Here is a 20249-nt window from a genome sequence, read left to right as displayed (position 1 = left end):
GCCCCTTTGCCCCGCTCCCCACCCATAAATTTCTACTTTTTTATTCAATCAAAAATTTTTGTAGATAGATCATCTGCCACTGTTTTTGGGCTTTTTAGGGTAATATGGGAAGCTTTTATTCCATATTCAATACTTTTTTCTATATCAGCATCTTCATAAATACCATAGATAAACCCGGCAGTAAAAGCGTCTCCAGCACCATTGGCATCGATTATTTCGAAATCTTCAACTTTACCTACAGAAAAAAACTCTGCTTTTTTAAATTGATTGTTTAGAAATAGAACCCCCATATCCCCATTTGTTACAATTAAGTTAGAAATATTGGGGAATTTATCTGAAAAAATAGTCTGTATAGATTTCTCATCGTAAAAATTCAAATTTTCTTGCTCAATTAAAGATTTCAATTCTGAGAAGTTTAGAGTCAGGTAATCAATTTCTTCAGTTATATTTTTTAATTTTTTTACCTTTTGATTTGACACCGCATTAAAAACTGTGTAAACGTTCGTGTTTTCAAGAACTTTAAGTATGTATTCTATCGTTTGTGTTTCTAAATTTGCTTCAAGAAAGACTATTTTCGAGTGGAGTAAGGTATCTTTATATTTTTCTATGTAATTTACATTTATCTCTTTAATAATATCCATGTCTGATATAGAAACCATCATATCTTTCTTTTCGTCTAAAATAGCAAGGTAAACACCAGTACGGCAATTATCACATTTCTTGATAAAATTAGTATTTATCTTTAAGTTATTTAGTTCCGTTAAAATTATTTCACCGAATATATCGTCCCCAACTACTCCAAACAAATTAACAGGCACTTCTAATTTGCATAAATTGTGTGCAACGTTTCTAGCAACACCACCAGAAGAATAAAAGATACGAGCGGGGTTTGAAGTTTTGAACGATAATTTTTGGTAGGGAGATCCTTTAAAATCAATATTTATTCCACCAATTATTGATACACACATGCCACTTCTCCTCAAATGTTTTTAGGATTGAATACTTTTGATAGATCTTCACAACTTTTTCGCAAATTTTCTTCTTCTTGAATGTCAAGGGGTGTGAATTCGTCGGCTGCTTGTATTAACCATTCTAAAAGGTCAATGTGGCTAGAACATAAGATAGAGGTTATTGGCTTAGTAAGAGAAAATCTTATCGTTGTCTTAACTTCTTCATAACTTTCAGAAGGAATATAAAGAAGGTCAGATATACCTTTTTCTTCATTTACCTTCGTTATCTTTTTTATAAGATTTTGTTTACTTATTACACCGGTACCTTTTTCCTTAGCTTTAGAAATCACTTTTCTTCCAAAACCTGTGTACCAGTTCATCCAATCTATGGGAAATGTAATCGAATCAAAATCATAACTTTCTAAAAGTTTTAAGGCTATACTTTCTTTGTTTGTTGAAAAACCTATGTACTTTATTAAGCCCAAATTTTTAGCGGCAAAGACCCCCTCTAAAGCGCCTTCAGGACCTAGAATTCTATGAATATCCTCTTGAGTTTTTACAATAATTTGGATTAAATCTAAATATTGAAGATTGAATTTAGCTAATAGTTCTTTTATGTCCTGTTGTATCTCATCACCGCTTTTGGAGTAAGATCTACCCGCAATAAAAAGTTGATCCCTATACAGATTTATGGGGAAAACCGCTGCTTCATCTTTGGGTTCAAATTTAAGAGAAATTTCAAAAAAGTTTACACCTCTTAGAATAAACTTTTCTAAATACCTTTTAACTTCATAAGCATCCTCACTTACCAACAACTTTTCCAAATTCAAACCTATTATAGAGAGTTCTTCTTGTGTCTTACCCAACATTCTTCTGTCCATTTATTGTTCCTCCTTTCAAAGGTACCCCCTGGAAGGTGATCAATAATCAAAAGAAGTTATGAAAAATTGTATATTCAATTATACCATAAAAATGAATACGGTGGAAAATTAGCGGTTTGGGGTAATTAAAGGTAATTAAGAACAAATATATCCAATTAGAAAGTGTTTTCTTGATTTTGACATTATACCACTTACTGGTATAATGTATTCGAATAAAATTTTCAGCTTATCCAGTATGAGTTTTTTTTCACAAACTATATGAAGTGGAGGGATTGTTGTGAAGAAATTTGTTTCGACTTTTATTGTTCTTCTAGTAATCTGGCTGTTCATGACTTCTTTTAACCTTTCTGAACTTATCGTTGGATTGTTAGTTTCAATTGTTTTAGCAGGTGTCATTTCACGTCTTGTGGATTATGAATTTGATTTTTCTGTTGTATACAAATTACCTTTATTTGTGATTGTATACGTGCCTGTTTTCCTCTACAAAATGTTTTTATCTAATATCGATGTTGCGAGAAGGGTTTTGACACCAAAAATTCCTTTAAACCCTGGTTTTGTAAAAATCCCTGTTGATTTGAAGGGTGACGTTGGCAAGTTAACTTTGGCAAATTCCGTTACTTTAACCCCTGGGACCTTATCTATAGATGTCGATGATGAAAACCTATACATCCATTGGATAGATATAAAAGGTGAAAATGAAAGAGATTACAAAAAACATGTGACAGGGACTTTCGAAAAAATTTTGGGGAGGATATACAAATGATCGAGATTATCGTGTTTAGCCTCATTGGAATAGGTGTGTTTTTTTCGGTCTTGAGAATGATAATTGGTCCTGAAGTAACTGATAGAATCGTATCTTTAGATACAATGAACGTCATGATCACAGGAGTTATTGTCTTGCTATCTCAAGTCTTCAAGAATGAAATTTATTTGGATATTGCAATAGTTTACGGGGTGTTATCCTTTTTGGAAACCGTTGTTCTTTCCAGATATTTGGAGGCGAAAAAATGAAGGTGATCGGAGACGTTTTAATAATAATTGGAGGAATTTTCTATTTGTTGGGAGGTTTGGGAATATTCAGAATGCCAGATGTTTTCAATAGAATACAAGCGGGTACGAAAGCCACAACTTTAGGTGCGTTCTCTTTAATTTTAGGGGTTGGATTTTTAAACCCTTCGTGGCTTTTGAAATCAATTATCTTGGTTATTTTTATGACCATCACCAATCCCGTTGGGAGCTCCGTTTTAGCCCGTGCTTCCTATTTACACGGTGCAAAAATAGCCAAATTACAAAAAGACGACTTAAAAAGTTTGTATGAGAAAGAGGAGATGAGTCAAAATGATTGAAATAATTGGTGTAATCACAGGTTTTATAATGATTCTCTTCGCTTTGATGGCTATTGAATCGAAAAAGTTGTTGAATTCGATCGTTTTCTTATCAATCACTTCTTTGCTTTCAGTTGTGGAATTCATTATCATGAAAGCTCCAGATGTTGCTATAACTCAGGCGGTTATAGGTTCTGGTTTGATGACCTCGATTTTCGTATTTACTTTGATGGCTATGAAAAAGAGTGGTGAGAAATAATGAAGAAGTTTGTTGCAGCTTTACTGACGTTTACTGTTGCCTTTTTTATATTCTCGTTACTGTACGATTCACAAAGTTTCTTTCCAAAGTATGGGGAGAAAGATTTAAATAACACCATTTCACAAAGATATTTAGAAAAGAACACAGATGAAACCAGACCTTATCCGGAAACAGGATCAGCCAACATTGTCACTTCTGTAGTTGTCAATTACAGAGGATTTGACACCTTGGGAGAATTAACCGTCCTTTTCCTTTCAGCAATGGGAGTAGCGTTGCTTTTAAATGTAGGGAAGGAAAGATTGGGCTTTCGAGTAAAACCAAATTTCATTCTCAAGGCGGGTGTCCGAATTATAACAGGCATCATATTGATCGTTGGGATTTATATATTCGTTCACGGTCATCTAACCCCGGGTGGAGGATTTCCAGGGGGGGCTATGATAGCCTCATCAGTTTTATTGATGTACATAAGCGATGATAAATTCAAAGAAAAGATGAATGCCTTCACCGTACTTGAAGGTACCTCAGGAGTATTAATAATAGTTTTAGGGTTAATAGGACTTTTTGCTTTTAATTCATTTTTGTACAACTTCTTACCATCGGGTGAGATTGGTCACCTTTTTAGTGCAGGATTGACACCTATACTATATGTGTTGATAGGGTTAAAAGTTGGTTCTGAATTGTCAAATATCATAGGTAACTTTTTAACACAGGGGGGAGAAGAATGATTCAGTATTTGTTTTTAGCGCTTTTTTTTGTTGGAATCTATGGCTTACTCTCATCAAAGAATTTGGTTAAGATGCTTATTTCACTGAATATTTTAGAATTAGGGTTGAATCTCTTCATTATATCTATTGGGTACGTTAACGGTGGTAACGCACCGATCATAACGTTTGATTCTGTTTCAAATTATGTTGATCCCCTTCCTCAAGCCTTGGTATTAACCGCAATCGTTATTGGTTTTGGAACTACCGCTTTAGGCTTGGCTTTTATTAGGAAAGTATACGTTGAAAAAGGTTCTATCGAAATAGATGAAATTAGAGGTGGTTCAGATGATTAATCCTGTACTTTTAATTGTTATTCCTCTACTTCTAGCGTTCGTTGGGGTAATGTTTAAAAACTTTTCTAAATCTCTTTTGTTTTTTGGTTTGGTTTTAAACACCATCTTTACTTTTTTTGTACAAAAAGGAAGTTATGAGATTGGAGGCTGGCAGCCACCTTTTGGTATCAACTTGTTGGTGGATAATTATTCTTTATTCGGGATAATATTAATTAATATTTTATTTCTCGTTTCTACTCTGATTGGGATGAAGAAGATTGGAAAATATTCATTGCCTTTGTTAATAGCTTTAGCTGGACTCAACGGAATGGTGTTAACTAACGATTTATTCAACTTTTATGTGTTCTTTGAAATAGCAACTATTGCAGCTTATATAATATCAACTTTGCAGGAGAAGTACCATCATACTTTTAATTATTTGGTTTTAGGTTCCGTGGGATCTAGTTTGTATTTACTTGGAATAATTATTGTATACGCCGCTGTTGGAAGTTTGAACATGTCTGATTTGTCCGTTCACTTCTCAGAACTTTCACAAAATATTCAACTGATAGTTTCTATTTTAATTTTTTCAGGTTTAGCGGTTGAGGCAAAACTTTTACCTTTTAATAGTTGGGTTAGAGGTATTTATTCCAATGTAAACATCTTGACTGCTCCATTATTTTCCTCAGTTTATGCGTCAACAATTTTTTTGGTGTTTGGAAGGTTCTTTTCAAATCTAATTACGGTTAACGGGCCTTTGTTTAATATATTTATCACAATTACCTTTATAACCTTCATATTTGCCGAAGCTTCTGCGATCTCTACAAAGAATATGAGGGAAATTCTTACTTTCTCAAGCGTGGGACAGGCAGGATTGATCACTGGACTATTTTTAATAGGCGGAGGGTATGCAGCTATTTTACAACTAATAAATAATGCCTTTGCTAAGATAGTGATGTTTTCTACCGCCGCGAACGTTTATGAGAATAATTCAAGTGATTCTATCGATAAAGCTGCCGGAATATTTAGAAAGTATCCTCTAGTGGGTTTTGGATTTACAGTTTCGGCTTTGTCTTTGATAGGCCTTCCTTTGTTCTATGGTTTTTATGCAAAATTCAACATTATAAACACCGCATTCAATATCAACTGGATTATTCCATTAGTAATATTGTTGGGAAGTTTGTTGGAAGGTGTTTATTATATAAGGATGCTAGTTAAACTATGGGTACCAGGTGAAGAACATGAGGAGGCAACTGAAAAGTTAACCACTCAATTTTCCATGAACAAGTTATTTGTTATAAGTGTTGTATCGGTAGTTGTTGGGTTCTTATTCATTGTGGGAGGAATTTACCCAGAACTATTCGGAGATTTTGTACAGAACGTATCAACACCTTTGAAGGATTCCTTATCTTATTTGTCAATGGGAGTGATGTAGATGGCGTTAAACTCTCTGTTAATTACAGGTTTGTTGTTATCGGTTTTGACTTTTTTCTTAACAAAGATAAACAAAAAGTTAGGTAGTTACTTTACCATTTTTTCAACGTTGTTTGTGTTGATATTTTTGTTTGGATATATGAACGATGTTGGAACAGTATTTAACCTTGGATCTTTTGGAGGATTTTCTTTGCAATTGGTGAGCTCTAATTATGGTTGGTTCTTTTCCATAATAATGGTTTTAACTTATTTCCTTGTGTCCTTTTTTAATCCCTATTGGATAGAAAAAATGGTTAACCCTGCTTCATACAACATGCTCTACGTGTTTTCTGTAGTTTCTACATTGGGGATTTTCTTTGCAAAGGATTTTCTTACGTTATTTATATTTTGGGAGATGGTGGTTTGGTCTTCTTTGTTTATAATTCCCCTTGGTAAATCGAGGAAGGCCTCTGTAGTTTATTACACAATCAGCACGATCGGTTCTTTCTCTATGTTTTTTGCGGTGATGTATTTATACTCATTGTTTCAAACCTTTGATATAGAAAGTATTTCACAGAATTTAATTAGCAGCCCCAATACAGCCGTAATGGCTTATTTTGCAATTATTATCGCGGGACTTGCAAAACTCGGAATTTTTCCATTTCACACGTGGCTCCCCATAGCTCATGGGAACGCTCCTCATACCTTTTCTCCGGTTCTTTCGGGAGGATTAGTTAAAATGGGGGCATTTATAGCCTTGTTGGTTAGCGCAATTATCCCTACTTCACAGATCTTTTCTAACCATATTCGTATAATCGGGGTTCCTTATGAAAATTATATAATTATGGTTCTAGGGGCAATAAGCATTATAGTTGGAACCCTTATGGCCATAAAACAAGAAGACGCTAAAAGATTGATAGCTTATTCCACCGTTGCAAATGGAGGATACATATTGATTGGCATCTCACTTTTAGATCAAGTGGGATTCGCAGGTGGAATAATGCATATCTTCAATCATGCGATGGCATCAGCCGCTATGTTTTTAGCTATTGGTGCGGTAGCTTATAGAACGGGTACCACGAATATGAACGAACTTGGTGGTTTGATAAAAAAGATGCCTGTAACCTTTGCCGCTTATTTAATTGCCATAATTTCTATTGCTGGGATACCGCCCACCAGCGGTTTCGCATCAAAGTGGTTGATCTTCCAAGGTTTAGCCAGTAAAGGACTTATGTTTATAGCATTTGCCACCTTTTTTGGGAGTATAGGATCTTTCATGTACGTTTTTAGACCTCTTGCTACAGTGTTTTTAGGTCAATTGTCACCTAAGCACAAGGATGTGAAAGAAGTCCCCTTTATGATGCAGATTCCAATGCTTGTCATGTCTTTACTGACAATATATTTTGGTGTATTTCCTTCCGAAATGTTAGGATTTATTTCAAAAATTCAAGCTTCTTTGAATATTGTTCCAATCAGTGTGGAAGGTTCTAAGATATATTCCTTCAGTGGCATGTGGGATTCTTTAGTAATTACAGTGGCCTTCGTAATAGGTTTCATTATAGCCGCATTAATTTTTTACACACATAAAAAGGCTCAGCCCGTTGATCAAATGAACACTTACACTTCTGGCGAATTTATATACGATCCTGAATCGTATCATTATGCCAAAAACTATTACGCTCCTTTTGAAAGATTGTATAAAAATCATCCATCAGTGGAAAAGTTTTACGATGTCATAGCTTTAAGAGTAAACGAGTTTGGCCGTCTTGTTAGAAGCTGGTTCTTTTCTTCGAACGCTTCTGTAGGGGTATTTTGGATCTCTGTGATAATAACAATAGCCTTTTTCTGGGGTGATAAAATATGAGTTATTTGATAGCTTTTATGATAGTTTTCATCGGATTTTTATGGCAAGTATCTCTTGATGGTATTCAAAGAAAAGTAACAGCTAAGATTCATAGAAGAGTGGGACCGCCTTGGTATCAAACTTTTATGGATATTTTCAAAGCCCTATCAAAATCATCTATAACACATGGTTTTATTTATGACTTTGGTGTGATGATGGCCTTGGGAGGAACGATAGCCACTTTTATGTTCTTACCTTTTGGCAATATTGTTGCTTTCAATGGCCTTGATAACTTCTTTGTTGTTGTCTATTTATTAGCAATTGGTTCTCTTGGGATGGCCATGAGTGCTTCTGGTTCTGGAAACGCTTGGGCAGGAATAGGTATTATGAGGGCATTAACTCAGATGTTAGCCTATGAAGTCCCGTTTATGATAGTTGTATTCGGTATGATACACGTATATGGTACTTCTTCACTTAGTGAACTAGCTCATGTGCAACAAATGAATGGAATTTTCGGATGGCACATTTTTACTATGCCACTGGGAGCTATAGTAGCTTTTATATCCTTACTCGGTATGCTTAGCAAGGTTCCATTTGATACACCCATAGCCCCAACAGAGATAGCCTCTGGACCTATGGTTGAATACGGAGGAAAACATTTCGGTATGTTGATCTTGCAACACGAGTTCGCAACTTTAGTGGAAGTTGGTTTGTTCGTGAACCTATTTTTAGGAGGAGGAAATTTAATCGAATACTTAATAAAATACTTTTTTGTTTATACCTTAGTTACTCTGATATATGCCGTTTCGGCTCGTTTTAGAATAGAGAATGTTGTAACATTTTTCTATGGAGTTCCAATAGTACTGTCACTTGTTCAAGCTGCGATAGTAATTTTTACAGGACTGGGGGTGAACGTATGACAAATGAAGAAAAAATAGAACAGATGAATATCTTTGAAGAAGATCTAAACGATACGATAACTTTTTGGGAAAAGATAAAGAATATCTTCAGAGGAAAATCTTTATGGATGCTTCATTATTGCACAGGTTGTGGTGCCGTAGAACTTCCGCCCACTATGACCGCAAGATTTGACATGGAAAGATTGGGTATGGGACCAATGGCAACTCCTCGTCAAGCTGATGTTCTATTGATAACAGGTTATCTGAGCGTTAAAACTTTAAGGAGAGTTATATACACTTATGAACAAATGATGACTCCAAAATATCTTGTAGGCTTTGGATCTTGTACTATAAACGGTGGAATATACTATGATTCTTATGCAGTGATCAACAGGTTGGATTATTATCTTCCTGTCGATCTATACGTTGCCGGATGTATGCCAAGGCCTGAAGCTATAATGAATACTTTTAAAACCCTTGAAAATATGATTACAAAAGGGGAAGCCAATGGATGGAAGAAATATGTAGAGAATTACGATTGGTATCGAAATAATCAAATTCGTTCCTTAGGGGAGGTGTATGTAAAGGATGAATTCCACGAATGATGCCAAAGAATTGATAAGGATTCTTGAAAAAAGTTTCGATATAAAAGATTTCACCACACCAAAGAAAAATGAAATAAGTATAGTTGTTGAACAAAACAATTTGCCAACAATATTAACTTATTTAAAGGACAAAGGTTGGAAACAGTTAAGCTTGATAACCTGTGTCGATTGGATTAAAGAAAACAAATTTGAATTAGTTTATGTCCTGTTCAATTGGTCAAACGGAACTACTTTTGTAGCAAAAACAAAGATTGAGAGAGAAAACCCTGAATATATGAGCATCATAGATATTTTTCCTGGTGCCAAATACTACGAAAGGGATATCCATGAGTTCTTTGGTGTAAAGTTTGAAGGTAACTTGGATTCAGAAAAACCTCTTTTCTTAGAATTATGGGATGATAAACCTCCTATGAGAAAAGATTTTGACCCCTTAGAGTATTCTAAACGTAAATTTCCTGATAGAAAGTATGATGTGGAAGTTTCCAAAAACGCGGTGAAAGATGCCATTAAAGAAGGTGAAATAAATGAAAGAACTTAAATTATACTTAGGGCCAAATCATCCAGGCATGCATGGGAATTTTAGTGTTCATATGTACGTTGATGGAGACACCATCGTCAGGGCAAGACCTATGCCCGGAATGTTGCATAGAGGATTTGAAAAGCTTATGGAAAGAAGACTTTGGATGAATAACCTCGCACTCATACCAAGAATTTGTGTTCCAGAACCTGATACAAATGAGATGGTGTACGCCATGGCGATAGAGGAGTTGACAGGAATCGAGGTACCTGAAAAGGCTCATTGGATAAGGATGATAATCTTAGAGCTAGCAAGAATCGCAAACCATCTAATGTCCCTTGGGGGAATAGGAGGACCTGTTGGGCTATACACTGGGCCAAATTGGGGACTCGCAGATAGAGATCTTATATTAGATATTTTTGAAGAAATAACCGGAGCAAGAATATATCATATGTATATAGTGCCTGGTGGTGTAAGAAAAGACTTGAGTGAAGAAGCTATTGAAAAGATAAAGAGTTTTCTCGATTACTTAGAAAATCGACTTCCAGAATACGAAGATTTGATTATTAAGAACCCCCTCTTTCAGAGAAGAACCAAAGATAAGCTGTTGTTACCTGCCGAGGTTGTTTGGGAGTTGGGAGTTACTGGAATAGGTATGAGATCAGCTGTGGGAGAAGCATACGATATTAGAAAAGTAGACCCATACGCAAGGTATGACCAAGTAGAATTTTATGTTCCAACGGCAAATTACTCAGATGGATATACAAGGGTTTATTTCAAATACCTCGAAACCTATCAGAGTATAAAAATAATAAGACAGATACTTGAAAAAATGCCCAAAAAAGGGAAGGTATGGAACAAAATATCTAGTGGAAGCGCCTTACGATGGCGTGTTCCAAAAGGGCAAGTTTACACCCATGTAGAAAGCGCAAGGGGAGAGTACGGATATTATATGGTTTCAGAAGGAGAAGATAAACCCTATAGAGTCGCTGTTAGAGGAGCGTCTTATCCACAAGGCTTGTTGGGGGTAGAAAAGTATTTGCCGGGTACGAGGATAGATGATGCTGCTCTTTGGATGGATACAATGGGGGTATGTCCTCCTGAAATAGATAGATAAAAAATAAAGAAAGAGGTGAATAAGGTGAATACGCCTGAAAAAAGTTTTTTTGCTCCAGCAAGAGCTTGGAAATACCTTTCTAAAAAGCCTGTTACCGTTCCTATGGAAGATATTCTAATAACACCTCGAGAAGCTTCAGATAGATATAGAGGTTTTCATATAAACGACTGGGAAAAATGTATTGGTTGCGGTACTTGTTCAAAAATATGCCCAACAGACGCTATAACTATGATAGAGATCGAAGAACTTCCAGATGTGGAAGGCTCTAAACCCCAAAGGCCTTCTATAGATTATGGAAGATGCAGCTTTTGTGGTTTATGTGTGGATATATGTACCACGGGTTCATTACAGATGACCAAAGAATATTTACATATATCTAAAGATCCGAACACCTTCTTTTTTATACCCACAGAGGAAGGAATCCATGGAATTAAAAAACCATTAGGTTATGTTAGAGATGAAGATTCAGACCTGCTTGACTTAGAAAGGGAAGAGATGGAAATTGATCCACCAGAAATCAGAAAAACATCATTCATAGAGATGGTTAAAGGATTTTCAAAAGAACAGGCTGTTAGAGAGGCTTCAAGATGTGTGGAGTGTAATATTTGTGAAAAGACATGTCCAGCCCATATGAACATCGCAGATTACATAAAAGATATATTCACTGATGATCTTCAAACAGGATTGAAAGATCTTTATAAAACGAATCCTTTGCCTGCTGTATGTGGGAGAATGTGTACTCACAAATGTGAGACAGTTTGTACAATAGGTCACAGAGGAGAGCCTATAGCCATAAGATGGTTGAAAAGATATATAGTGGACAACATCCCGAAGGATAAATATCCAGAAATTTTAGATCAAGAAGTTATAAAAAAGGCTAACGCTAAGATTGCCATCGTTGGAGCCGGACCTGCTGGGCTTTCTGCAGCTTATTTCTTATCTTTAATGGGATTTGAAATTACTGTTTATGAAGAAAAGAACAGGCCAGGCGGTGTTCTTAATTACGGAGGTCCTTCATATAGACTTCCAGATTCAGCTTTTGAGCAGGATGTAAGTTATATAAAGTCTCTGGGAGTAAAGATAATAACAAATACAAAAGTTGGAAAGGATATCACTTTGGAAGAATTAAAAGCAAAAAACGATGTAATATTTGTTTCAACTGGATTCAACAAGGGTAGAAAGCTTCCCATTGAAGGATCTGACCATGAAAAAGTTTTTGACTCTTTAACAATTTTAGAAGAAATGAAAAATTATGTCAGGGGAGAAGGTCCCAAGCCATATATACCTAAATCCCTTGTGGTAATAGGAGGAGGAAATGTTGCCATGGACGTTGCAAGGTCCATGCTCAGACTCCAAAACCTAGAATATAAGAAATCCGAAGTACATGTCCTAAGTTTGGAGAGAAGCTTTGATGAGATGCCTGCTGATGAAGATGAAATTGTTGAAGGTAAAGAAGAAGGGGTAATTTTCCATCCAGGATGGGGTCCCGTGAAGGTAATAGTTGAAAATGGAGAATTGAAAGGTGTGTTGTTTAGGAAATGTGTAGAAGTATTCGACAAAAACGGAAGATTCAATCCAAAATACGATGAAAATAACACTATTACCATAAATGCGGATATGGTCGTAATGACTGTTGGACAGGCTCCAGATTATAGTTATTTACCAGAAGATATCCAAAAGAACACGAAGATAGAAAGAGGAAAGATAAAAACAAACGAGTACGGTCAAGTGGAAGGCGTACCGTGGTTGTTTGCAGGTGGGGATATTGTACATGGCCCAGATATAATTCATGGAGTTGCAGACGGGCACAAAGCCGCTCAAGGAATAGACCAATATATAATGGCCAAACAACTTTCAAAATAAAAAATAGAGGGGAGTATTGTGCTCCCCTTTTTTAAAATAATAATTGAATTAGAAATAATACTATAAGGGAAATAATTCCAGAAATCATAGGTGTTCCTACCCAACCAAATATTACTTTCATTATCGTGTTCGTATCAAAAGTTCTAGTACCTGCTGCTAATCCAACACCCACAATAGCACCTATTGTAGCCTGTGCAGCACTGATAGGAATACCAATTAAAGAGTAGATCCACAAGGTAACCCCTGCCCCCAAAATCGATACAGATGATGAAAAATGATCCAATTCGATAATCCCTTTCCCTACGGTATACAAAACCTTTTGGTTGGTAGATAAAATTCCTACAGCTATCGATGAACCACCTATAATTAGTAAAAGAAATGGAGTGAATAAAACGTTTGCAAATACTCCAGTAACGTTCGCAACGTTGTTAGCTCCTAATGAGTATGCGCTATAACAAATAGCGATCCAAGTTAGTATTTTTAAGAACCTATCTTGGGTAGCGACACCCAAAAATTTTCTAAATATTAGTGCTAAAAGTCTATATAATATAAAAGCGAATATTAAGGCACCAATCGGTGTAAATATCCAAGAAATGAAAATTCTTGTTAAAATAGCTGAGTTGAATTCTCCTTTTAGAATACTTATTCCAATAAGAGCTCCCACAACAGCCTGGGTAGCAGATGTAGGAAGCCCAATGAAACTCATTAATATCATCGTTAAAAAAGCACAAAATAAAGCTAATGATAGTAGTTCAACATTTAAATTGGTCAAAGCTCCCAAGGTATTTAATCCATTTCTACCTCCAACAACGGAACCGACTAAAACAAAAAATGCAGATATTATAATAGCTCTTTTGTATGAAACCAGTCCAGAAACCACGGCTGGTCCAAATATATTGGAAGAATTGTTGGAACCTAGGGACCATCCCAACAAAATAGCTGGAATTAAGTAAAATATAAGCATATTACAAATATTCCCCCCGCTTTTTGAAGATATTTAAAAAATTAAAGCCCATTTTTACCATATTGGCAATCGTAGGCTTTTCTCGAATAAGATTGTTCTATTCTAGCACCAATTTTAAGTGATGTCAATGATTAGAAGAATCAAAATAAGAGAAAGTTAATTTAGAAATTATTAATTTATTTTTAACCATGGGAGGAATCATCATATGGTATAATTATAAGAAATTTGTTATTCATTTGTTGAGCTATTAGGGGGAGGAAGATTTTTGGACATCCTTAAAAGGATAGCGTTATTCTTTGTTATCGTAATTTTGGTTGTAGTAGGCTTCTCGTCTTATTCTATTGTTGAACATCAAGTTCAAAGTAACGAAACATTGTATAGTATTTCTATTAAGTATAACGTATCTATTTCTACTATTTTGGATTGGAATCCGAATTTATCTCCCAAAAATTTAAAAGTTGGACAAGTAATGTTAATTCCTCAACCAGAAGGGTATCTCTATGAAGTTAAAAGGGGAGATAACTTAACTTATATTGCTAGGTTGTTTTTCACAAGCGTTTCTGATATAGTTAAAGCTAACAATCTTGATACAACAACTATTTTTGTTAATCAAAAACTTTTTATCCCTAAAAGTGTTGTAGGAAAAGGTTTCAACAACGAAAAAAAGATAATCTGGCCGGTTTATGGTACTATTTCTTCCCTATATGGAGGGAGAGTCCATCCTATAACTAAAGAGCATTCTTTTCATGAAGGAATTGATCTTGCGGCACCTATTGGCACACCAGTTTTTTCCGTTGAAGCTGGAAAAGTAAAATTCGTTGGTGTAAACGGCGGATATGGTTTGATGGTTGAAATAGAATCTTACAATAATTCTTATGTTTACGGACATCTCTCTCAAATAAATGTGTATGAAGGCCAATATGTTGAGAAGGGAGAAATGATCGCAAGAGTAGGGAATACAGGTTTAAGTACGGGACCTCACCTACATTTTGAAGTTAAAAATGCTTATGCAAATTATGATCCATTGGTATTTTTACCTTCTAGTAATAGAATTTATGTGTTGGATAACAGAGAAAACGAATATGGCTTAGGTGGAAATTAATTCTAATTTATCAAATTTGACAGAGTGTGTTCCATGTCTTATATGTATCTTCTAATATATATCTCTCTTTAGCTAAGGCGTAGCTTATTTTGTTTTTTATCACCAATTTGTATCCTTCATTCAAAGATGTGTATGATACCTTTCTTAGTTCTTCAACGCCTTCAAAATCCCTGTCATCTCCGGCTGAATCAGAAATAACAAGTGCCTTTCCTATATCCCCCATTTTTTCATAACCACTTGTGTGATAATATATAGCTTGGTATATATCTTCATCTATATAAAACTTCCTTTTCAAAAATTCCGCACTTATCTTGCCATGCAAGAGAATCGGACGATTTTTATCGAACTTATCGAGTGGAATTTTATAAAACCTCGCCAATTTGATTAACCTGTTTGGGTCAACATCTCGAAATAAATCGTGTCCCAACGCTGCAACTTCGACTTTTTCTACAGGAAGTTCGTGGATTTGGGCTAATTTTTTAGAGAAATCAGCAACGTTGTAGATATGTTCTAATCTTTTTTTTGACTTTATAGTTATTTTTAAATACTTTTTTAATTCTTCTATAATGTTAGTTAAATCCAAATTAGTGCCTCCTGCCTTCATAGTAAATTAACTATTAAAAAATTAAGTAGTCTTCCTTTTCGATTTCTAAACCATAATTAAGTTCGATATCATTCTCAATTTGCTCAATAAGGTTTAGTAAGTAATCTCTACTTTGGCTTAACGACGAGACGAATATTCCCAAGTAATTTTTAGAATCGTTATAATTTCCCTCTAAAGCACACACATTATACTTTTTTCTTAGAGAGTTTATCAGTGTTTTCACTACCGATCTTTTGTCTTTCAAAGAGTTGATCCCAAATAACCTAATTTTCAATTCTAATTTGATGCAGAACATCTTAATAACCTCACCATTTTTTAAATTCAATTTTATCTTCTATGTACTCTTCAAAACGGGCTAATATGAACAACAAATCAGATAATCGATTTACATATTTCTTTAATGGTTCCGGTACCGGTTCTTTTTTATCTAAAGCGATTATTCGTCTTTCTGCTCTTCGAGCTATAGTTCTGCAAATGTCTAACTTTGCAGATTGCAATGTTTTTCCCGGTATAACGAAACCCTTTAAATTCAACCTATTTTCAAATGCATAAACATAATTGGTAATTTTAAGGACATCTTCTTCTTGAATTGGATATTTATATGGTTTGCTTTTGGAAGCTAACTCTCCGGCTACTTTGAATAAATCATTTTGTACCTCGTTTATTATTTTTTTTACCTGATGAGATTTTAAATAATAATTTGTCTCTGAAAGGAATGCGTTTAATTCATCTACGGTACCGTAGGCTTCAACCCTTATGTCGTCTTTTGAAACTCTTTCTCCACTCCAAAGGGAAGTTTCACCCTTATCACCTGTTTTGGTTGAAATAGACACGGTGTATTCCTCCTTTTTATTGTTTAAGAGACTGTCTAACATTAAGGGGCTTCGCCCCTTAAGATCCCCAAAATCAAGGTCAAAATCATTTAAAAACATAGTTTGCACACTACGGCAAACTTAAAGAACCATTTTGCACAAAGCTGCAAAAAAAACATTGTTTGCACAATGCGGCAAACTTAAAGAACCATTTTGCACAAATCAGCAAAAACTATTTAAAAATGGGGCAAAGCCCCATTTTATTTTTGTAATTCTTCTTCTCTTTTTCTTTCTTCTATTATTTTGTTTTGGATATCAGGGCTCACTTCAGAATAGTGGGAAAATTTCATGTTAAAATAGCCTTTTCCTGAGGAGATAGAACTAAGGCGAGGTGAAAAATCCAACATTTCAGCCAATGGGATTTCAGCTACTATCTTATCGTATCCTTTCCCTACTGATTCCATTCCTAAGGGCCTTCCCCTTTTTGCTGTAACTTCACCAATAACGTCACCAGTGTTTTCAGTGGGTAAGAATATTTCAACATGCATAATTGGTTCTAAAATAACCGGGCTATCATTTTCCATAGCTATTTTAAATGCGTGTCTTGCAGCTATTTGAAATGAAATATCTGAAGAGTCGACTTCATGGTAAGAACCATCAAAAAGTGTAACCCGAATATCCACAACCGGAAAACCAGCTAAAACACCTTTTTTTATGGCTTCTCTAATTCCTTTGTCTACAGATGGTATGAAATTTTTTGGTATGACGCCTCCAACGATTTTATCAACAAATTCATAACCTTTTCCTCTTTCTAGGGGTTCAATTTCTATTTTAACGTGACCGTATTGACCATGACCTCCAGTTTGTTTTTTGTGTTTGTATTCTGCCTGGGATTTACTTCTTATGGTTTCTTTATATGCAATTTTTGGTTTTCCTACCTCAAAATCAATGCCGAAATTCTTTTTCAACTTCTCTATCATTATTTCTAAGTGAATGGTTCCCATTCCACTGATAACGGTTTCGCCTGTTTCCGAATCGAATTCCCATTTAAATGTTGGATCTGATTCGGCTATTTTTGCTAAAGATTCAGTAATTTTGTCTATCTCATTTTTTGAATTAGGAGCGATGGACTTAGATATCATTGGTTCCGGAAATTCTGGTAATTTCAACCTATTTGATGTTTCTTCACTGGATACAGTTTGATTTATCTTACTTGATTTTAGTTTAGGTATAACTAAGATATCACCAACGCTAGCTTCTTCTACTTCTTCGTTCTTATCAAATCTGGGTATATTTATATGGGAGATTTTTTCCCTTGTGGATTCTTCAACAATATAGATACTAGAACCTGCTTTTAAAGAACCGCTAATAACTCTTAGATAAGTGAGTTTCCCAACGAATGGGTCTACGTCATTTTTAACGATGATACCTAGAAATTGACCGTTTTCCTGGGAAGAAATTTCATTGCCTTCTTCACTGTAAAATTTTCTTTCAAGTGGTGTCATTCCGAAACTGATTAAAGCCTTTATCAATTGATCAAATCCAATATTTTTTAAAGCGGATCCAATGAATACAGGAATTATTTTATCTTCATCGTATGCTTTATGAAGTGCGGAAATTAACTCTTCTGGGCTTAGATTTTCTTCTCCTGATTCAAAATATTTTTCCAGGAGTTCTTCGTTGGTTTCAACAATATCTTCTATTATTTCAGAATGGAACCTTTCCAAATAATCTTTGGCGTTATCTGGAATTTCGGTTTGTTTAGAAAATTTGCCTGTTCCTTCTTCATATGTAAAAACTTCATTTGATAAAAGATTTATAACACCCTTAAAATCGGGACCTTCGCCTATGGGAACCTGGAAAGGAACTATTCTTATTTCGTCTTCAAAACTTTCTTTAAGTTCCTGAACTAAGTTTCCAAAGTTGACTCCTTCTTTATCCATTTGGTTTACATAAAATACGATTGGTTTATTTAATTCTCTTGCCATATTCCAAATTCTTTCTGTTGTTACTTCCACACCAGAAGAAGCATTTATCACGATAACTACGTTGTCAACGGCGTTTAAAGCTATTTGTATATCTCCTATAAAGTCTAAAGATCCCGGGGTATCAAAAAAGTAGATCCTTGAATCATCTAAATCGAACGAAAAAATGTGGTTCGAAAACGTTGCTCCTTTTTCTTTTTCAACGGGATCCTTGTCTAAATGTCTTTGACCTATTCTATCAGTTAATCCAATATTTACAAGCACATCATCCATAAGGGTAGTTTTACCACACCCGTGATGCCCAAAGAATCCTACGATCCTCTTTTTTTCAGCTTTGTATTCGCTCAATGTTACCCCTCCATTCTTAATCTATTTCTTAACTACGGCATTTTTTCGTAAACACTTAAAAGTACAGGGATATAATTGCGTGTTTTTCCGTTTTTGAAATTTTGTATCTCGCCCTTGTAATATACTATAGAAGAACTACCACCATCTAGCATCATTGCTACTTCAAACTCGCCAATTTTAAAGAGCAAGTTTCTTGTTTCATCGTATGTAAGACCTGTTTCGGGATTATCAAGTCCTTCAATGACCATTAAATTAATATTCCCGTCTTTATCTATTGCTACCACAGTTCTGGGAGCTTTACCATAAATTATTCCATTGGAGTAACTTTTCTTTTCGGCATCTAGTTGGTCTTGTGTGTATTTGGAATGTATTAATATAGGTCCTCCCTCTAAAAGTAAAGCAGGATCTATTGACAAATTTTCGCTTTTATTAAGAGTGAAATTAACTTTTGTTCCTAAAGATATATTTTCCATGTATTTTTCATATTTTTTATCTATAAGTATTAATTTTTCCCCTTCCGAAGGAGTTTTTCTGCTTTTTGATACAATCCGATTATTTTCATCGATCAAGAGAAAAACATAATCATCTTCTGTTTCAGTGATGCTTCCTTTATAATGATGAGTATATAATTTAACGTCTCCTTTCCAGGTAGAATTAATGGATTTTATCCAAAAGAGTAGGTTATCAATATTTATTTGGTATTCTAGTTTAATATAGTCGATGTCTAGAAAATTTGGCCCTATAATTAATGCAGGTCTTGAATAAGAACTCAAATGTAATAGAGTGCCTTCGGATATTATATTCCCTACGGGTTCCAAAGTTTGAGGATCGAAAAAAGAAGCGTTAACGGAAAAGATTGGGTTCTTATCTTTTAAAAATGAATACACATCGGAACGTGTTCCTAAATTATTCAAATCAACTTTAATTTGATATCTTTTTGGATCAACAATTAATTGGTAAATTTTTAACCTTTGCCCGTTTAATTCTTCTGTTCTTTCAATGTAATGAAACCCTTTATTTTCGGATGTAGTTTTGTCCGTTTCTGTACTTGTGGAAGTAGCTTTTTTATCTATAATGATGGATAAATTTTTTCCGTTTAAATTAACATCATAATTGAAATCACTCTTGAACCTTAAATAAGCAGTATTGTTTGAGTATGAATAATCTATGTTATTTGGAATTCTTTCCATAGGCGCCACGGGTTTTAAGCTTAACAAGTAATCTCCGTCTTTTGCTATTTTAGTTAAAGTTATGGAATCTTCTGAGAGGTACGAATTAAATTCAATTTTTATCTCACTTGTACTTACAGTGAAGTTAGTTATTTTCGGAATTTCCGAATAGAAGAAAATTGTATTAATATCTTTAAATTTGTTTAACTGTAAGAATATTGATAAAACATCTTCCCTTATATATACACTTTCATCAACAATCAGTACGGAATCATTGTACTTGTTTATAAAGTTTATTTTAGAGTAATAATCGTTCAAACTAATTTCCAAGACATTTTTATTGTATATGATATACATTATTCTAGAAGTGCGATTCATTACCATACTATCATATTTGGAAAGATGTTCAACATTAATATAAAAATAATCTTGATTTTTGATAGCTTCCATACTGAGAGGAGGGTTGTTTTGAGATATAAAAATAGCTTCTTCAGAAAATAAATTTATTGCTAGAATTATTAGCAAGAATAGAAAGATAAGCTTTTTCATCAATAAAT

Annotated in this window: 22 protein-coding genes; 14 read left to right on the top strand and 8 right to left on the bottom strand. The window is 34.6% G+C overall.

The features are described 5' to 3' along the window. Positions 1-44 precede the first annotated feature (44 nt). Positions 45-968 (bottom strand): carbohydrate kinase family protein, encoded by a 924-nt coding sequence (locus tag X929_RS03010; RefSeq protein ID WP_103066553.1) that lies wholly within the window; start codon positions 966-968, stop codon positions 45-47. 11 nt (positions 969-979) lie between these two features. Continuing rightward, a complete protein-coding gene (locus tag X929_RS03005) occupies positions 980-1831 on the bottom strand; it encodes an aldo-keto reductase family protein (RefSeq protein ID WP_103066552.1) in 852 nt (283 codons plus the stop codon). 277 nt (positions 1832-2108) lie between these two features. Between X929_RS03005 and X929_RS03000 the strand changes: the two genes are divergently transcribed. From X929_RS03000 to X929_RS02940, 13 genes are read left to right on the top strand one after another with little or no spacing between them, the layout of a single operon-like run. Then, complete coding sequence (locus X929_RS03000) at positions 2109-2594, top strand: Na+/H+ antiporter subunit E (protein ID WP_103066551.1); 486 nt, start codon at positions 2109-2111, stop codon at positions 2592-2594. After that, a complete protein-coding gene (locus tag X929_RS02995) occupies positions 2591-2842 on the top strand; it encodes a monovalent cation/H+ antiporter complex subunit F (RefSeq protein WP_103066550.1) in 252 nt (83 codons plus the stop codon). The genes X929_RS03000 and X929_RS02995 overlap by 4 nt, the downstream gene beginning before the upstream one ends. Continuing rightward, positions 2839-3177, top strand: coding sequence for a monovalent cation/H(+) antiporter subunit G (gene mnhG / locus X929_RS02990; RefSeq protein WP_103066549.1), 339 nt, complete (start codon positions 2839-2841; stop codon positions 3175-3177). Before X929_RS02995 ends, mnhG begins: the two co-directional genes overlap by 4 nt. Then, positions 3170-3415 carry a Na(+)/H(+) antiporter subunit B gene (locus tag X929_RS02985; protein ID WP_103066548.1) on the top strand — a complete coding sequence of 82 codons (246 nt, stop codon included), beginning with the start codon at positions 3170-3172 and terminating at the stop codon, positions 3413-3415. Before mnhG ends, X929_RS02985 begins: the two co-directional genes overlap by 8 nt. Beyond that, the gene (locus tag X929_RS02980; protein ID WP_103066547.1) at positions 3415-4140 is read left to right on the top strand and encodes a Na(+)/H(+) antiporter subunit B; all 726 of its coding nucleotides are present in this window, start codon (positions 3415-3417) and stop codon (positions 4138-4140) included. Before X929_RS02985 ends, X929_RS02980 begins: the two co-directional genes overlap by 1 nt. After that, the gene (locus X929_RS02975; protein WP_103066546.1) at positions 4137-4472 is read left to right on the top strand and encodes a sodium:proton antiporter; all 336 of its coding nucleotides are present in this window, start codon (positions 4137-4139) and stop codon (positions 4470-4472) included. Before X929_RS02980 ends, X929_RS02975 begins: the two co-directional genes overlap by 4 nt. Beyond that, on the top strand, positions 4465-5886 hold the full coding sequence (locus X929_RS02970) for a complex I subunit 5 family protein (RefSeq protein ID WP_103066545.1): 1422 nt from the start codon (positions 4465-4467) through the stop codon (positions 5884-5886). The genes X929_RS02975 and X929_RS02970 overlap by 8 nt, the downstream gene beginning before the upstream one ends. Then, positions 5887-7728: a proton-conducting transporter transmembrane domain-containing protein gene (locus X929_RS02965; RefSeq protein ID WP_103066544.1), complete on the top strand. Its 1842-nt coding sequence runs from the start codon at positions 5887-5889 to the stop codon at positions 7726-7728. Further along, entirely contained in the window at positions 7725-8627 is a 903-nt protein-coding gene (locus X929_RS02960) for a respiratory chain complex I subunit 1 family protein (RefSeq protein WP_103066543.1), read from the top strand. The genes X929_RS02965 and X929_RS02960 overlap by 4 nt, the downstream gene beginning before the upstream one ends. A gap of 23 nt (positions 8628-8650) precedes the next feature. Continuing rightward, entirely contained in the window at positions 8651-9211 is a 561-nt protein-coding gene (locus tag X929_RS02955; protein ID WP_049755337.1) for an NADH-quinone oxidoreductase subunit NuoB, read from the top strand. After that, positions 9195-9749 carry an NADH-quinone oxidoreductase subunit C gene (locus X929_RS02950; protein ID WP_103066542.1) on the top strand — a complete coding sequence of 185 codons (555 nt, stop codon included), beginning with the start codon at positions 9195-9197 and terminating at the stop codon, positions 9747-9749. The genes X929_RS02955 and X929_RS02950 overlap by 17 nt, the downstream gene beginning before the upstream one ends. Then, entirely contained in the window at positions 9736-10845 is a 1110-nt protein-coding gene (locus X929_RS02945; protein ID WP_103066541.1) for an NADH-quinone oxidoreductase subunit D, read from the top strand. The genes X929_RS02950 and X929_RS02945 overlap by 14 nt, the downstream gene beginning before the upstream one ends. A gap of 24 nt (positions 10846-10869) precedes the next feature. After that, positions 10870-12708: an FAD-dependent oxidoreductase gene (locus tag X929_RS02940; protein ID WP_103066540.1), complete on the top strand. Its 1839-nt coding sequence runs from the start codon at positions 10870-10872 to the stop codon at positions 12706-12708. A 31-nt stretch (positions 12709-12739) separates the two neighbouring features. Here X929_RS02940 and X929_RS02935 read toward each other — a convergent pair whose 3' ends face one another. Next, positions 12740-13672, bottom strand: a complete 933-nt coding sequence (locus X929_RS02935) for an inorganic phosphate transporter (RefSeq protein ID WP_103066539.1) — start codon at positions 13670-13672, stop codon at positions 12740-12742. A gap of 265 nt (positions 13673-13937) precedes the next feature. On the opposite strand from X929_RS02935, the gene X929_RS02930 reads away from it, so the two are divergent. Continuing rightward, complete coding sequence (locus X929_RS02930) at positions 13938-14774, top strand: M23 family metallopeptidase (protein WP_103066538.1); 837 nt, start codon at positions 13938-13940, stop codon at positions 14772-14774. Between the two features lie 10 nt (positions 14775-14784). Here the strand turns inward: X929_RS02930 and yqeK are convergent, their stop codons facing one another. The 5 genes from yqeK to X929_RS02905 all read right to left on the bottom strand — a co-directional run bounded on the left by yqeK (position 14785) and on the right by X929_RS02905 (position 20241). Further along, entirely contained in the window at positions 14785-15357 is a 573-nt protein-coding gene (gene yqeK / locus X929_RS02925) for a bis(5'-nucleosyl)-tetraphosphatase (symmetrical) YqeK (RefSeq protein WP_169924924.1), read from the bottom strand. Positions 15358-15391: 34 nt separating this feature from the next. Beyond that, positions 15392-15673 carry a DUF503 domain-containing protein gene (locus tag X929_RS02920; protein WP_103066565.1) on the bottom strand — a complete coding sequence of 94 codons (282 nt, stop codon included), beginning with the start codon at positions 15671-15673 and terminating at the stop codon, positions 15392-15394. 10 nt (positions 15674-15683) lie between these two features. Then, positions 15684-16211, bottom strand: coding sequence for a cob(I)yrinic acid a,c-diamide adenosyltransferase (locus X929_RS02915; RefSeq protein ID WP_169924923.1), 528 nt, complete (start codon positions 16209-16211; stop codon positions 15684-15686). A 239-nt stretch (positions 16212-16450) separates the two neighbouring features. After that, positions 16451-18523 carry an elongation factor G gene (gene fusA, locus X929_RS02910; RefSeq protein ID WP_103066535.1) on the bottom strand — a complete coding sequence of 691 codons (2073 nt, stop codon included), beginning with the start codon at positions 18521-18523 and terminating at the stop codon, positions 16451-16453. A gap of 32 nt (positions 18524-18555) precedes the next feature. Then, complete coding sequence (locus X929_RS02905) at positions 18556-20241, bottom strand: phosphodiester glycosidase family protein (RefSeq protein ID WP_245858638.1); 1686 nt, start codon at positions 20239-20241, stop codon at positions 18556-18558. Positions 20242-20249 lie beyond the last annotated feature (8 nt).

Source organism: Petrotoga olearia DSM 13574 (genome assembly GCF_002895525.1).
Lineage (GTDB): Bacteria > Thermotogota > Thermotogae > Petrotogales > Petrotogaceae > Petrotoga > Petrotoga olearia.
This window is presented reverse-complemented; position numbering and strand designations above follow the sequence as displayed.